Annotated in this window: 13 protein-coding genes; 10 read left to right on the top strand and 3 right to left on the bottom strand. The window is 55.0% G+C overall.

The features are described from left to right. Nucleotides 1-11: 11 nt before the first annotated feature. Complete coding sequence (gene rstB / locus ACFX4U_RS01385) at nucleotides 12-1,307, top strand: two-component system sensor histidine kinase RstB (RefSeq protein ID WP_305736219.1); 1,296 nt, start codon at nucleotides 12-14, stop codon at nucleotides 1,305-1,307. 75 nt (nucleotides 1,308-1,382) lie between these two features. After that, nucleotides 1,383-2,312 (top strand): DNA replication terminus site-binding protein, encoded by a 930-nt coding sequence (gene tus / locus ACFX4U_RS01380; protein ID WP_313507107.1) that lies wholly within the window; start codon nucleotides 1,383-1,385, stop codon nucleotides 2,310-2,312. Here the strand turns inward: tus and fumC are convergent. After that, nucleotides 2,309-3,709 (bottom strand): class II fumarate hydratase, encoded by a 1,401-nt coding sequence (gene fumC, locus ACFX4U_RS01375; RefSeq protein WP_313507109.1) that lies wholly within the window; start codon nucleotides 3,707-3,709, stop codon nucleotides 2,309-2,311. The genes tus and fumC overlap by 4 nt on opposite strands. Nucleotides 3,710-3,843: 134 nt before the next feature. Next, nucleotides 3,844-5,490 (bottom strand): class I fumarate hydratase FumA, encoded by a 1,647-nt coding sequence (gene fumA, locus ACFX4U_RS01370; RefSeq protein ID WP_313507111.1) that lies wholly within the window; start codon nucleotides 5,488-5,490, stop codon nucleotides 3,844-3,846. 197 nt (nucleotides 5,491-5,687) lie between these two features. On the opposite strand from fumA, the gene manA reads away from it, so the two are divergent. The 5 genes from manA (at nucleotide 5,688) to add (ending at nucleotide 12,566) form a co-directional block, all read left to right on the top strand. Beyond that, nucleotides 5,688-6,860: a mannose-6-phosphate isomerase gene (gene manA, locus ACFX4U_RS01365; RefSeq protein ID WP_313507113.1), complete on the top strand. Its 1,173-nt coding sequence runs from the start codon at nucleotides 5,688-5,690 to the stop codon at nucleotides 6,858-6,860. A gap of 105 nt (nucleotides 6,861-6,965) precedes the next feature. Then, nucleotides 6,966-8,495 (top strand): YdgA family protein, encoded by a 1,530-nt coding sequence (locus ACFX4U_RS01360; RefSeq protein ID WP_200551846.1) that lies wholly within the window; start codon nucleotides 6,966-6,968, stop codon nucleotides 8,493-8,495. A gap of 166 nt (nucleotides 8,496-8,661) precedes the next feature. After that, the gene (gene malX, locus ACFX4U_RS01355) at nucleotides 8,662-10,275 is read left to right on the top strand and encodes a maltose/glucose-specific PTS transporter subunit IIBC (protein ID WP_313507115.1); all 1,614 of its coding nucleotides are present in this window, start codon (nucleotides 8,662-8,664) and stop codon (nucleotides 10,273-10,275) included. Between the two features lie 3 nt (nucleotides 10,276-10,278). Beyond that, nucleotides 10,279-11,463, top strand: coding sequence for a MalY/PatB family protein (locus tag ACFX4U_RS01350; protein WP_313507116.1), 1,185 nt, complete (start codon nucleotides 10,279-10,281; stop codon nucleotides 11,461-11,463). A gap of 101 nt (nucleotides 11,464-11,564) precedes the next feature. Next, the gene (add, locus tag ACFX4U_RS01345; RefSeq protein WP_313507117.1) at nucleotides 11,565-12,566 is read left to right on the top strand and encodes an adenosine deaminase; all 1,002 of its coding nucleotides are present in this window, start codon (nucleotides 11,565-11,567) and stop codon (nucleotides 12,564-12,566) included. Between the two features lie 40 nt (nucleotides 12,567-12,606). Here the strand turns inward: add and ACFX4U_RS01340 are convergent, their stop codons facing one another. Next, entirely contained in the window at nucleotides 12,607-13,647 is a 1,041-nt protein-coding gene (locus tag ACFX4U_RS01340) for an oxidoreductase (RefSeq protein WP_313507119.1), read from the bottom strand. A 203-nt stretch (nucleotides 13,648-13,850) separates the two neighbouring features. On the opposite strand from ACFX4U_RS01340, the gene blr reads away from it, so the two are divergent. From blr to ACFX4U_RS01325, 3 genes are all read left to right on the top strand, one after another. Continuing rightward, nucleotides 13,851-13,988: a division septum protein Blr gene (gene blr / locus ACFX4U_RS01335; protein ID WP_313507121.1), complete on the top strand. Its 138-nt coding sequence runs from the start codon at nucleotides 13,851-13,853 to the stop codon at nucleotides 13,986-13,988. A gap of 245 nt (nucleotides 13,989-14,233) precedes the next feature. Continuing rightward, nucleotides 14,234-14,449 carry a transcription modulator YdgT gene (gene ydgT, locus ACFX4U_RS01330; protein WP_016496264.1) on the top strand — a complete coding sequence of 72 codons (216 nt, stop codon included), beginning with the start codon at nucleotides 14,234-14,236 and terminating at the stop codon, nucleotides 14,447-14,449. 86 nt (nucleotides 14,450-14,535) lie between these two features. Then, nucleotides 14,536-14,976, top strand: coding sequence for a DUF2569 domain-containing protein (locus tag ACFX4U_RS01325; protein WP_017456622.1), 441 nt, complete (start codon nucleotides 14,536-14,538; stop codon nucleotides 14,974-14,976). The last annotated feature ends 45 nt before the right edge of the window (nucleotides 14,977-15,021 follow it).

Genomic DNA, 15,021 nt, shown 5'->3' with positions numbered 1-15,021 from the left:
CAGGTGTCGCTATGAAAAAGCTGTTCGTCCAGTTTTACCTTTTGCTGTTCGTCTGCTTTCTGGTCATGACGATGCTGGTGGGTCTGGTTTATAAATTCACCGCCGAGCGCGCTGGTCGCCAGTCCCTTGACGACCTGATGAAAAGCTCGCTCTACCTGATGCGTAGCGAGCTGCGCGAGATCCCGCCCAACCAATGGGCCAGAACTCTGAAGGAGCTGGATCTCAATCTGTCGTTTAATCTGCGCATTGAGCCGATGAGCAAATACACGCTGGAACCGCGCCCGGCACAGCGGCTGCGTGAAGGCGATATCGTGGCACTTGATTCGGAATACACCTTTATCCAGCGTATTCCCCGCAGCCATTATGTTTTGGCGGTCGGCCCGGTACCGTATCTCTTTTTCCTGCATGAAACGCGGCTGCTGGATATGGGTTTGATGGCGCTGATTGCTATCTCTCTCGCCTTCCCGGTATTTATCTGGATGCGCCCGCACTGGCAGGAGATGTTGCGGCTTGAATCAGCAGCACAACGCTTCGGCGAGGGGCATTTAGAAGAGCGCATTCATTTTGACAGTGCCTCGAGTTTTGAACGGCTCGGCATCGCCTTTAACCAGATGGCGGACAATATCAATGCGCTGATCGCCAGTAAAAAGCATCTTATAGACGGCATAGCTCACGAACTGCGCACGCCGCTGGTCAGGCTGCGTTACCGGCTGGAGATGAGTGAAAACCTCAGCGAAACCGAGCATGCGGCGTTAAATCGCGATATCGGGCAACTGGAAGCGCTGATAGAAGAGTTGCTGACATACGCCCGTCTCGATCGCCCGCAGACCGAGCTGAAACTCACCTCACCGGATCTGCCCGCGTGGTTCAGCAGTTACCTTGACGATGCGCGCAGCATGAACCCACAGTACACCTTTTTACTGACAACAACGCCGGGTGAAGATTATGGCGCGCTGGATATGCGTCTGATGGAGCGAGTTCTGGATAATCTGGTGAATAACGCCCTGCGCTACAGCCAGCAAACGGTAAAAGTCACCTTACAACGCGAAGGTGCACAAGCCTGCATGATCGTCGAAGATGATGGCCCCGGTATTGCGCCCGAAGAGCGCGAACGCGTGTTTGAACCCTTTGTTCGCCTCGATCCCAGCCGCGACCGCGCGACCGGCGGCTGCGGGTTAGGGCTGGCGATTGTGCATTCCATCGCGCAGGCCTTCGGCGGCGAAGTCAGTTGCGCGCAGAGCGAACTGGGCGGCGCGAAATTTTCTTTCCACTGGCCGATTTACCACCATATTGTTTTGCCCTCCTGACGATTATTCGCACAGTGGCCGAATCCCGGTGATTGTGCTATAAACACAAGTATGTTGTAACTAATGGAATGCAAAATGGCTGCTTTAGACTTGATCGAACGCCTCAATACCACCTTCCGGCAGCTGGAACATGAACTGGCTGCGCTAAAAACCGAGTTAGCGGGCTGCCGGTTAATGGCCGCACGCGTATTCAGCCTGCCGGATGTGCCCAAAGGCGCGGAACACAACCCGCTTACCGCGATTCATGTCGAGCAACATCTTGGTCAGCAGGCGGCAGAGCTTGCCCATACTCATTACACCCATTTATTTATTCAGCAGCAGTCGGAAAACCGCAGCAGCAAAGCCGCCGTGCGGCTGCCGGGCGTTATCTGCTATCAGGCGAATGAGGCCTCGCTTAACGCGCTGACTGAACGCATCAGCACAGTAAACGCGCTGAAATTAACCTTTGAACGAATAGTCACTCAGGAATCGGGGCTGGCTCCCGCTGCCCGGTTTGAATGGGTACACCGCCATCTGCCGGGGCTTATCACCTTAAATGCTTACCGGACACTAACGGCTATTCGCGCACCGGCAACCATCCGTTTTGGCTGGGCGAATAAGCATATTATAAAAAACCTCACTCGCGATGAGGTGCTGGCGCAACTGGAAAAGAGCCTGAAATCCCCGCGCGCCGTCTCCGCGTGGACGCGTGAAGAGTGGCTGGGACGCATTGAGCAGGAGTACAACGATATTGCCGCCCTGCCAAAACAGGCGCGGCTGAAAATCAAGCGGCCGGTGAAAGTGCAGCCTATTGCCCGCGTCTGGTATGCCGGTTCACAAAAACAGGTGCAATATGCCTGCCCGACACCGCTTATCACGCTGATTTCAGAAAAGAATGGCGGAACCGTCCCGGATATTGGCGAGCTATTGGATTACAACGCGGAAACTATTCAACACCGCTATAAACCACAGGCGCAGCCGCTGACGCTGATTATTCCGCGGCTGCATCTGTATCTGGCGGGTTAAGCCTGTTGCAAACTGCCGACCATTGATTCCGGACGCACCCAGCTGTCAAACTCGGCTTCCGTCAGGTAGCCGAGCGCCAGCGCAGAAGCTTTCAGCGTCAGCCCCTCTTTGTGCGCCTTTTTGGCAATTTCCGCCGCTTTGTCGTAGCCGATATGGGTATTAAGTGCTGTCACTAACATCAAAGACTCATTGAGCAGTTGATCAATACGCTCGCGGTTAGGTTCAATCCCCACAGCGCAATGCTCGTTAAAGCTCTCCATCCCGTCCGCCAGCAGACGTACCGATTGCAGGAAATTATGGATAACCATCGGGCGGAAGACGTTCAGCTCAAAGTTGCCAGACGCGCCACCTATATTCACCGCAACATCATTGCCCAGCACCTGGCTGCATAGCATGGTCATCGCTTCGCACTGCGTGGGGTTAACTTTACCCGGCATGATCGAACTGCCCGGTTCGTTTTCCGGGATCGCGATTTCACCAATACCACAACGCGGGCCAGAGGCGAGCCAGCGTACATCGTTAGCGATTTTCATTAATGAAGAGGCCAGCCCTTTCAGCGCGCCATGCGCATGCACCAGTGCATCGCAGGTCGCCAGCGCTTCAAATTTATTGGGCGCGGTAATAAACGGTTGCCCGGTAAAGCTAGCCAGCTCTTGCGCCACGCGCACGGCATATTCCGGGTGCGTATTCAGCCCGGTGCCCACGGCGGTGCCGCCCAGCGCCAGTTCGCTCAGGTGCGGCAAGCTCTGTTCGATATGTTTAAGGTTATGCTCAAGCATCGCCACCCAACCGGAGATCTCCTGGCCCAGCGTCAGCGGCGTCGCGTCCTGCAAATGCGTACGGCCGATTTTGACAATACCGGCAAATGCGGTGGCTTTCTCATTAAGCGTCTTTTTCAGCACCTGTAGCTGCGGGATCAGTTGCTCGCGCACGCCAATCACCGCCGCCACATGCATCGCTGTAGGGAAAACATCATTTGAACTCTGGCTTTTATTCACGTCGTCATTGGGATGGATCTTGCGCTCCATACCGCGCACGCCGCCGAGGATTTCGCTGCCGCGGTTGGCCAGCACCTCATTCATGTTCATGTTGCTCTGCGTACCGGACCCGGTCTGCCAGATAGCGAGCGGAAACTCATCGGGATGTTGCCCGGCCAGCACTTCATCCGCCGCCGCGATGATCGCGCGCGCTTTCTCTTCGGGCAGTAACCCCAAATCCTGATTAACCTTCGCCGCTGCGCGTTTGGTCAGCGCCAGTGCGTGGATCAGTGAGACCGGCATTTTTTCCGTTGAGATACGAAAATGCTCAAGCGACCGCTGGGTTTGCGCTCCCCACAGTTTGTCTGCCGGGACGTCGATTGCGCCCATTGAATCTTTCTCACTGCGATGCGTTGCCATGACTCTCTCCTTGGTTACAAAGTGATATTGGGTTGCGACATTGCTCACCTGCAAACAAGTAAAAGTATTGATGCTTTTTATAATGTTGTTTACTGCTTTGTGCTTAAAAAAACCGCCCCGAAGGGCGGTCAATACTATTTAACGCAGCGGGCACACTGCCCGGATTGAATTTGCTGGAAGAAGTCGTTGCCTTTGTCATCCACCAGGATAAACGCCGGAAAATCTTCCACTTCAATTTTCCAGATAGCTTCCATACCCAGTTCCGGATAAGCCACACATTCAAGGCTTTTGATACTGTTCTGCGCAAGGATCGCCGCCGGGCCGCCAATGCTGCCAAGGTAAAAACCACCATGCTTATGGCAGGCATCCGTCACCTGCTGGCTGCGGTTACCTTTCGCCAGCATGATCATGCTGCCGCCCTGCGACTGCAGTTGATCGACATACGAATCCATACGCCCGGCAGTGGTCGGCCCCAGCGAACCGGAGGCATAACCTTCCGGCGTTTTTGCCGGGCCAGCATAGTAAATCGGGTGATCTTTAATGTACTGCGGCAGGTGCTCGCCGCTGTCCATCAGCTCTTTGAGCTTTGCATGGGCGATATCGCGCGCGACGATAATCGTGCCGGTAAGCGACAAGCGCGTAGAGACCGGGTACTGCGAGAGCTGGGCGAGGATCGCTTTCATCGGGCGGTTAAGATCCACTTTCACCGCTTCGCCTTCACCGGCCTCGCGCAGTGCTTCAGGAATGTATTTGCCCGGATTCTGCTCTAAACGCTCCAGCCAGATGCCATCGCGGTTGATTTTACCTTTGATGTTGCGATCGGCAGAACAGGAAACGCCCATGCCAACCGGGCAAGATGCACCGTGGCGCGGCAGGCGGATCACGCGAATATCATGCGCGAAATATTTGCCGCCAAACTGCGCGCCAAGACCGAGATTCTGCGCTTCCACCAGCAGCTCTTGCTCCAGTTGCACGTCGCGGAACGCCTGTCCGTGCTCATTACCTTCAGTTGGCAGCGCGTCATAATATTTGGTGGAGGCAAGTTTGACCGTTTTCAGCGTCGCTTCCGCTGAGGTACCGCCAATCACAAACGCGACATGGTAAGGCGGGCAAGCCGCCGTACCGAGGGTGCGCATCTTCTCAACCAGGTAGTTTTTCAGCTTCGCCGGGGTGATCAGCGCTTTGGTTTCCTGGTAGAGATACGTTTTGTTGGCTGAACCGCCACCTTTGGCGATGCAGAGGAATTTATACTCGTCGCCATCAACGCTGTAGAGATCAATCTGCGCCGGCAGGTTGGTACCGGTATTCACCTCTTTGTACATATCCAGCGGGGCGTTTTGCGAATAGCGCAGGTTCTCTTCGGTGTAGGTGTTGTAAACACCGCGTGCCAGCGCCGCTTCATCCCCGCCACCGGTCCAGACGCGCTGGCCTTTCTTGCCCATGATGATCGCCGTGCCAGTGTCCTGGCAGGTCGGCAGAATGCCTTTCGCGGCAATGTCCGAGTTGCGCAGGAATTGCAGGGCGACATATTTGTCGTTTTCACTGGCTTCGGGATCGGTAAGGATATCGGCGACCTGCTGCTGGTGCGCCGGGCGCAGTAAAAATGAGGCGTCGTGGAAAGCGTGTTGCGCCAGCAGCGTCAGCGCTTGCGGATCCACTTTCAGGATCTGCTGGCCTTCGAACTCAGCCACAGAAACATAGTCGCGGCTTAGCAGGTAGTATTCGGTGTCATCCTTTCCGAGCGGAAAAGGATCCTGATAATAGAAGGGTTTGTTCGACATTGTTCTCTCACTTACGGCTGATCTGGTTATTGTTCAGGCAGTCAATCCATCTGCCTGTGTTAAAGCGAGTCGCCATATCCTACACAATTTTTTAACAAAAACTGAGACTAGTACGACTTTTTACCCTCGCAGGTTACTTCCGTCGGCTTTGTTGCTTTAATAACGCCATAATTTCATTAATGAGAAAGGGCTTGATAATGCAAAAACTCATCAACTCCGCGCAGAACTACGCCTGGGGAAGTAAAACGGCATTAACGGATCTCTACGGCATTGCCAATCCTGACCATCTGCCAATGGCCGAATTGTGGATGGGCGCGCACCCGAAGAGCAGCTCAAAGGTGCAGGATGCCAGCGGCCAGACCCGTGCGTTGCGTGAGGTGATTGATCAGGATAAAACCCGCCTGCTGGGCAGCGCAGTTGCGAATCGTTTTGGCGAATTACCGTTTCTGTTTAAAGTGCTGTGCGCCGACCAGCCGCTGTCGATTCAGGTGCATCCCAACAAGAAAAACTCCGAGACTGGTTTTGCCAAAGAGAACGCCGCAGGCATTCCGCTGGACGCCGCAGAACGCAACTACAAAGATCCAAACCATAAGCCGGAGCTGGTGTTTGCCCTGACGCCGTTCCTTGCCATGAACGCCTTCCGCGAGTTTTCCGACATTGTTTCCTTGCTGCAACCGGTGGCGGGCGCACACCCGGCTATCGCCCATTTCCTGCAAGCACCGGGCGCAGAGCGCCTGAGCGAGCTTTTTGCCGCGCTGCTCAATATGCAAGGCGAGGAGAAATCCCGCGCGCTGGCGGTGCTGAAATCCGCGCTTGGCAATCACTCCGGCGAACCGTGGCAGACCATTCGCCTGATTAGCGAGTTCTACCCGGATGACAGCGGCCTCTTCTCTCCGCTGCTGCTGAATGTGGTGAAACTGAACCCAGGCGAAGCGATGTTCTTGTTTGCCGAAACCCCGCATGCCTACCTGCAAGGCGTGGCGCTGGAGGTGATGGCGAACTCTGACAACGTCCTGCGCGCCGGACTGACGCCGAAATACATCGACATCCCGGAACTGGTAGCGAACGTAAAATTCACGCCAAAACCGGCACATGAGCTGCTGACGCAACCGACGCAGCACGGCGCGGAGCTGGATTTCCCGATCCCGGTAGACGACTTTGCGTTCTCCCTGCACGATCTCAGCACCAACGAAACCCAACTGGCGCAACAGAGCGCGGCCATTGTCTTCTGCGTGGAAGGCGAAGCGGTGCTCAGCAAAGCGAGCCAGCAATTAGTGCTGAAAGCGGGTGAATCGGCGTTTATCGCCGCCGACGAATCACCTGTTGGCGTAAGTGGCACCGGTCGCGTGGCGCGAGTGTTTAATAAGTGAGAGTAAGTTACTGAACTTTTTAGCAAGGATTGCTAAGCTTGAAGGCACATCACTCGACATCCAGGCGGCGTTAACCGCCTGGTTTCTTTTTTAGGGATAAATAGTATGAAAAAAACGTGGGTTGCCGCAGGGATTATCGTCGCGCTCGGTATCGTCTGGACGGGCGGAGCCTGGTACACCGGCAAACAACTTGAAGGTCGTCTGGCGGAGATGGTCAGCCAGGCGAACGCACAAATTAAGCGCAACGCGCCAGAGGCCAATATTGAGCTCTCTGCGCAGGATTATCAGCGCGGCCTCTTTTCCAGCCAGTTAACGTTAAATATAAAACCGCTCGCCGGTAGCACCAATACCTGGCTGAAACCGGGGCAAGCCATTGTTCTGCACGAAACGGTCGATCATGGTCCCTTCCCGCTGGCGCAGCTTAAAACCTTTAGCCTGACGCCTGCGATGGCTTCCGTGCATACGCAACTGGTCAATAACGATGTGACAAAAGGGTTGTTTGATATCGCCAAAGGTCAGGCGCCCTTCTCTGCTGACACCCGCATTGGCTACAGCGGCGACACCCGCACGGATGTCACGCTGAGCCCGCTGAATTCAGAAAAAGACGGCGACAAAGTTGCCTTTAGCGGCGGTCATTTCCGCTTCAGCGCGGACAGCAAAGGTAATGCGTTGTCGCTGAGCGGCGAAGCCGAAAGCGGCCTGGTGGATACGGTGAATGAATATGGGCAGAAAGTGCAGCTGTCGTTCAATAACCTGAAAACCGATGGCTCCAGCGAAATGTCCAGCTTTGATGAGCGTACCGGCAACCAGAAGATGAGCCTCGATAAGCTCGCGATCTCTATTGAAAATAAAGAGATGGCGCTGCTTGAAGGCATGAACTTAACCGCAAAATCTGACGTTGCGGACGACAAAAAGAGCCTCAACAGCCAGCTGGATTACTCCCTGAACAGCCTGAAGGTGCAGGGCCAGGATCTCGGCAGCGGAAAACTGACGCTGAAAGTGGGCCAGATTGACGGCAAAGCCTGGCACCAGGCCAGCGAGCAGTACGACGCGCAAATCCGTGCCTTAATGGCGCAGCCGGATATCGCGCAGAACCCGGAACTCTACCAGCAGAAAGCCACCGAAGCGTTCCTCAGCATTGTTCCGCTGTTGCTGAAAGGTGAACCCGTGTTGACCGTTGCGCCGCTAAGCTGGAAAAACGCTAAAGGCGAAGCGACCTTTAACCTGTCCCTGTTCCTGAAAGATCCGTCAACCGCAACCGGCACGCCGCAAACGCTGGCCGAGCAAGTTGACCGCACGGTGAAATCCCTCGACAGCAAGCTGACGATCCCGCTGGATATGGCCACCGAAATGATGACTCAGGTGGCAAAACTTGAAGGCTATCAGCAAGAGGACGCGGCGAAACTGGCAAGCCAGCAGGTGAAAGGCCTGGCGGCGATGGGCCAGATGTTCCGCATCACCACCGTGGAAAACAACAGCATCCTCACCAGCCTGCAATATGCTAACGGCCAGGTGACGCTGAACGGCGAAAAAATGCCGCTCGAGCAGTTTGTCGGGATGTTTGGTATGCCAGGGCTGCAGCCTGCCCAACCGGACGACGCGACGCCGCCTGTTCCGGCAGTACCGCAGCAGTAATTTTCAGCCCCTTTCGAGGGGCTTTTTATTTTCTATCGGGTCATCTTGCCGGAATCCGAAAACGACAACCCCGTTACCGGCTCGCGTTTTTTGCGCGACAAAAACTGATAAAACCGTCTGCGCTCTGCGCATCCGCCAGAGCATTCTTTTTACGTAAGGAGAGGTTATGGCGGGGAAAACCGCGCAAAAAGCGAACCTGTGGGCATTTTTCCAGCAGCTCGGTAAAACCTTTATGCTGCCCGTCGCACTGCTGTCGTTTTGCGGCATCATGCTCGGCATTGGCAGCTCGCTGAGCAGCCGCGATGTGATAACCCTGCTGCCAGTGTTAGGCCATCCGCTGCTGCAGGCCATTTTTATCTGGATGAACAAAATAGGCTCATTCGCGTTCAGTTTCCTGCCCGTGATGTTCTGCATCGCGATCCCACTGGGACTGGCGCGTGAAGATAAGGGCGTGGCGGCTTTTTCCGGTTTTGTCGGCTATGCGGTGATGAACCTGGCGGTGAATTTCTGGCTCACCGCCCAGGGCATATTGCCCACTAACGATGCCTCATTGCTCAAAGCGCATAACGTGCAGAATGTGCTCGGCATCCAGTCCATTGATACCGGGATCCTCGGCGCGGTGATTGCCGGGATTATTATCTGGCGTTTACATGAACGCTTTCACACCCTGCGCCTGCCGGACGCGCTGGCCTTTTTCGGTGGTACGCGCTCGGTGCCGATTGTCACCAGTGTCGTGATGGGTTTGGTGGGGCTTGCGATCCCGTTGGTCTGGCCGTGGTTTGCCATGGCGATTAGCGGCCTGGGGCACATTATCGATCGCGCCGGAGATTTCGGGCCGATGATTTTCGGCACTGGCGAACGCCTGCTGCTGCCCTTTGGTCTGCAACATATTCTGGTGGCGTTGATCCGTTTTACGGAAGCCGGCGGAACGATGGAGGTCTGCGGACATAATGTCAGCGGCGCATTGACTATTTTCCAGGCGCAGCTTAACTGCCCGCAAACGCACGGTTTCGCCGAAAGCGCGACGCGTTTTCTCTCGCAAGGCAAGATGCCCGCTTTTCTCGGCGGCTTACCCGGCGCGGCGCTGGCGATGTACCACTGCGCACGGCCTGAAAATCGCCATAAAATAAAAGGGTTGATGATTTCCGGCGTCATTGCCTGCGTGGTGGGCGGTACGACCGAACCGATCGAATTCCTGTTCCTGTTTGTCGCCCCGGTGCTCTATTTAATTCATGCCTTGCTTACCGGCCTGGGCTTTACCGTGATGGCCGTGCTCGGCGTGACGATCGGCAACACGGACGGCAACGTTATCGATTTCATTGTCTTCGGCGTGCTGCACGGCATGGCAACAAAGTGGTATCTGGTGCCGCTGGTTGCTGCTATCTGGTTCGCCGTTTACTACGCCTTATTCCGTTTCGCTATCACCCATTTCGACCTGAAAACACCGGGCCGCGACAGCGCCGTGGCGGAAAGCGCAGATTCTGCAACGCAGGGTGTGACGGGCAAATCCGGTTATGACGTGCCTGCCCTGCTTACCGCGCTTGGCGGAGCGGATAACGTCGCAACGCTGGATAACTGCATCACCCGCTTACGCCTGTCGGTCAATGAGATGGATAAAGTTAATGTTGACGCCCTCAAGGCCAACCGCGCGATTGGCGTTATCAAAGTGAACGAACATGACTTGCAGGTGGTGATTGGGCCGCAGGTGCAGTCGGTAAAAGATGAAATGGTGCAGCTTATCAATGCACAACAGTTTGGCACCCCGGTGGAGGCGGAATAAAAAATGACCACGGATACGTTCGATTTCTCCTCCCCCATTGACCGCCACGGCACCTGGTGTACGCAGTGGGATTATGTCGCCGATCGCTTTGGCCGCGCGGACTTACTCCCTTTCACGATTTCCGATATGGATTTTGCCACCGCGCCGTGTGTAATTAACGCCCTGCAACAGCGGCTTACGCATGGTGTGCTGGGTTACAGCCGCTGGAAAAACGAGGAGTTTCTGGGGGCTATTTCGCACTGGATGACCAGCCGCTTTAATACACAGATTGATGCTGAAAACATTGTTTATGGTCCGTCGGTTATCTGGATGATTGCCGAAATGATCCGCCAGTGGTCACGGCCGGGCGATGGCATCGTGGTTCATACCCCGGCGTACGATGCGTTTTATAAAGCCATTCAGGGGAATCAGCGGCAGTTGCTGGCCGTGCCGCTACAACACAACAATGCAGGCTGGTTTTGCGATATGGCACAGCTCGACGCCGTGCTGGCAAGACCGGAGAGTAAAATCCTGCTGCTGTGCAGCCCGCAAAACCCGACCGGGAAAGTGTGGACACGCCATGAACTGGAAACCATGGCCGCGCTGTGTGAGTGCCATAACGTGAAAGTGATAAGCGATGAAATTCATATGGATATGGTCTGGAGCAGCCAACCGCACATTCCCTGGCGCGCTGTTGCACGTGGGCCGTGGGCGCTGTTTAGTTCGGCATCGAAAAGCTTCAATATTCCTGCGCTGACCGGCGCGTGGGGGCTTATTGATAATGCGCCGTCGCGCAATGGCTGGCTGGAGGCGCTGAAAAACAGCAACGGCCTCTCCTCTCCGGCAGTGCTGTCGGTCGTCGCACATATCGCCGCTTACCGCGACGGCGCGCCGTGGCTGGATGCGCTTCGCGCTTACTTACGCGCCAATCTTGCTTACCTGGCAGACAGCCTGAATAACGCCTTTCCAGCGCTGAACTGGCAAGTACCGGAATCCACTTATCTGGCATGGATAGATTTGCGCCCGTTAGGGATTGATGATTCCGCACTGCAAAAAGCGCTGATCGAGGAGCAAAAGGTGGCCATTATGCGCGGCGACACTTACGGCGCGGAAGGACGAGGGTTTGTGCGTCTGAATGTCGGTTGCCCACGGGTAAAACTCGAGCAAGGCGTGAAGGGATTAATCGCGGCATTAGCGTCACTTCATTAAGCCAAAATTTGCGCAACTTGCCCTCCTGGTTGCGCAAGATAGCTTTTTACCGCCTTTTGTCTCTATAATGGCGAGCACTTTCTTAAAATAAGAGTGCGACCATGATTGATCCCAACCTGCCATTAACTGATATTCATCGCCATCTCGACGGAAACATCCGTGCACAAACGATTCTGGATCTTGGCCGCCAGTACAATCTCCCCCTTCCTGCACAAACCCTTGAAGCACTGCGTCCGCACGTTCAGGTCACTTCTAATGAGCCGGATTTGGTCAGCTTCCTCGCAAAACTCGACTGGGGTGTCAAAGTGCTGGCGTCGCTGGATGCCTGTCGCCGCGTCGCTTACGAAAACATGCAGGACGCGGCGCTGAACGGCTTGCACTACGTTGAATTGCGCTTTTCGCCAGGTTACATGGCGATGACCCACAACCTGCCGGTAGCGGGCGTTGTGGAAGCGGTGATTGCCGGTGTACGCGAAGGGAGCCGTGATTTCAACGTGCAGGCGCGCTTAATCGGCATTATGAGCCGCACCTTCGGCGAGGCCGCATGTTTACAGGAACTCGACGCGCTGCTGGCGCACCGCGACGGCATTACCGCGCTGGATCTGGCCGGTGATGAGCTGGGTTTTCCCGGCAGCCTTTTCCTTTCACACTTTAACCGTGCGCGCGATGCGGGCTGGCAGATAACGGTTCATGCAGGTGAAGCCGCCGGCCCGGAAAGTATCTGGCAGGCGATTCGTGAACTCGGCGCCGTGCGAATCGGCCACGGTGTGAAGGCGATTGAAGATGCCGCGCTGATGGATTTTCTCGCCGAACAACGCATTGGTATTGAATCCTGCCTGACGTCGAATATTCAGACCAGCACCGTGCCGTCCCTCGCCCGCCATCCGCTGAAAACCTTCCTTGAGCATGGCATTCTGGCGAGCATCAATACCGACGATCCGGCCGTGCAAGGTGTCGAAATTGGTCATGAATATCAGGTTGCAGCCCCGGCTGCCGGGCTGAGTCGCGAACAGATTCGCCAGGCGCAGATTAACGGGCTGGAGATGGCCTTTCTCAGCGCGGCGGAAAAACAGGCGCTGCGCGATAGCGTTGCGAAGGTATAAAAAGAAAAACCGCTCACGACAATGCGTGAGCGGCGTTTTTTCAGGTCAGACTCAGCGTAGAACGATGTTTTGCAGATTCAATGCCCAGCTCAATCAGTTCCATTATCTGGATTGCCTGGCTGGCCGGAACCGGGTTTTCCCCCACGCCGTTCAGCGCATCGCGAATGGCCGCGTAATAGGCCGGGTAGTTGCCCGGTAGCGTCAGCCAGTTCTCTTCCGTACGATCTTCACCGTCAACGCGGGTTAATACGCCGTCGCGCATGTCATAACCCCAGTCGGCCTGCGGCAGCCGCGCGCCGCTTTTCAGGCACTCTTCCTGCGGGTCCAGCCCATATTTCACATAACTGCCGCGCGAGCCATGCACGATATAACGGGCCGATTCTGCAGCGGCCAGCATGGTGCCGTGCAACACAACGCGCCGTTGCGGGTAGGCAAGCACCGCGTGAAAATAGTCTGTTGATTGTGCACCAGGGCGCAGTTGCGCCAGATCTACCGTCATTGATACCGGTAAGCCGAAGAGGTTAACCGCCTGATCGAGCAGATGCGGCGCCAAATCATACCAGATGCCGCTGCCGGGTCCGCCTTGTTCGCGCCAGCGGTTACGCACCTGCGGGCGGAAACGGTCAAAGTGTGATTCGAAATAAGCCACTTCGCCCAGCGCGCCGTCGGCCAGCAAGGCTTTCAGCGTCAGAAAATCACTGTCCCAACGCCGGTTATGGAACACCGACAACACACGTCCGAGGCTACGCGCCAGCGCGTCCAGCTCACGAGCTTGTGACAGTGTCACTGTAAAGGGTTTATCCACCACCACATGTTTGCCAGCTTCCAGCGCCGCTTTGGCCAGCGGGAAATGGGTATCGTTCGGCGTGGGGATAACAATCAGGTCAATCGACGGATCGTTAAACAGATGCTTCGGCTCAGAGACAACCGGCACGGCTGGCCAATCCGCTTTTACTTTCGATTCGTCACTGCTGGAAATCGCGGCCAGCTCCATTCCCGCCGTTCCGGCAATCAACGGCGCATGAAATGTTTTGCTGGCGTAGCCATAACCTATTAATCCGACACGGATATTATCGCTCATAGAGTGGTCTCTCCTTATTGGAACGTCTATTTCACACCATCTGCCAAGTGGCGACAACCGCTTCAGTAACCCATTAGCGAAACGAATGAATTTACCGTGCTCAGCCCTGGTTTCTGCCTAAAAAATCTGCTTAAATCTGCAACCAGGCACCGGTTTTTATCGACAGCTGCAGACAAAAGTTAACATCAGGGAGTAGTAAAAGTATGGCCGGAATTTTCAATCGGATTATTGAATTAATGGGCTGGGTGGTACTCGGCGTATCGACCATTCTTTTGGTTTTTGCGAGCCATATCGATAATTATCAGCCCCCTGAACAGAGCGTCGCGACACAAAAGAAATAATCGCCGCCTTAAAAGGCGCAAAGTGCAACTCAGCGTCATATGTTTATTGCCAGTCATGGCGAAGGGCGTTAATCTTCACAGCCGGGCGCTGTTCTGGCGCCTGGTTTCACCTGAAAAGAAAACTCTTAATTTAGTGGCAGACCATTCCTGTGCTATTTACGCCCGGGTAATAATGTTTATTATTCGTACAAAATTAGCCCGCGTATATTTTCTGCCTCTTTCTTATTATATGGACACCCCTCGACATGACCGTTCAGGACTATTTATTAAAATTCCGCAAAATCAGTTCGCTTGAAAGTCTGGAAAAATTGTTTGATCACCTCAACTACACGCTGACCGACAGCGGTGAAATTATCAACATGTACCGCGCAGCCGATCATCGCCGGGCGGAACTGGTTTCTGGCGGCCGTCTGTTTGACATTGGGTGCGTTCCGCGCTCGGTATGGCGCTACGTGCAGTAACGCTGCTGGCATTCGTCGTGTAATGCTTTATACTCCTCGCCCGGCGAAATCATTCAGAGCATTAATGCCTTAACAGAGGAATACGCATGACAACGACTCCTGCAGAAAGAATCGGAGGCTGGTTACTCGGTCCTCTGGCCTGGTTGCTGGTCGCGTTATTAAGCACCTCGCTGGCATTATTGCTGTACGCTACTGCCTTAATGACACCTCAGTCGGTAACGGCGCTGGGCGCACAACCGCTGAAACAAACCATACTGTGGTTCGTCTCTTTTGCCTTCGCTATCGCCATCTGGTATTACACCTTCTGGCTGGTTATCGCCTTTTTTAAACGCCGCCGCAGCGTGCCGAAGCACTATATTATCTGGCTTTTGGTTTGCGTATTGCTCTCCGTGAAAGCCTTTGCGTTCGCTCCTGTCACCGATGAACTGGCGCTGCGTCAGTTACTCTTTCCGCTGCTTGCCGCCGCGTTGATGGTGCCCTATTTCAAGCGCTCAAGCCGCGTGAAAAGGACCTTTGTTAATCCGTAATAACCTTACAGTTATCCTGTTGTCGCCCGGTGCTGTTTGACCGAT

It is taken from the genome of Kosakonia sp. YIM B13588 (assembly GCF_042788165.1).
Taxonomy (GTDB): Bacteria; Pseudomonadota; Gammaproteobacteria; order Enterobacterales; family Enterobacteriaceae; genus Kosakonia; species Kosakonia sacchari.
Note: the sequence above shows the minus strand (reverse complement) of the source record. Positions and strands in the feature narration are given on the sequence as shown.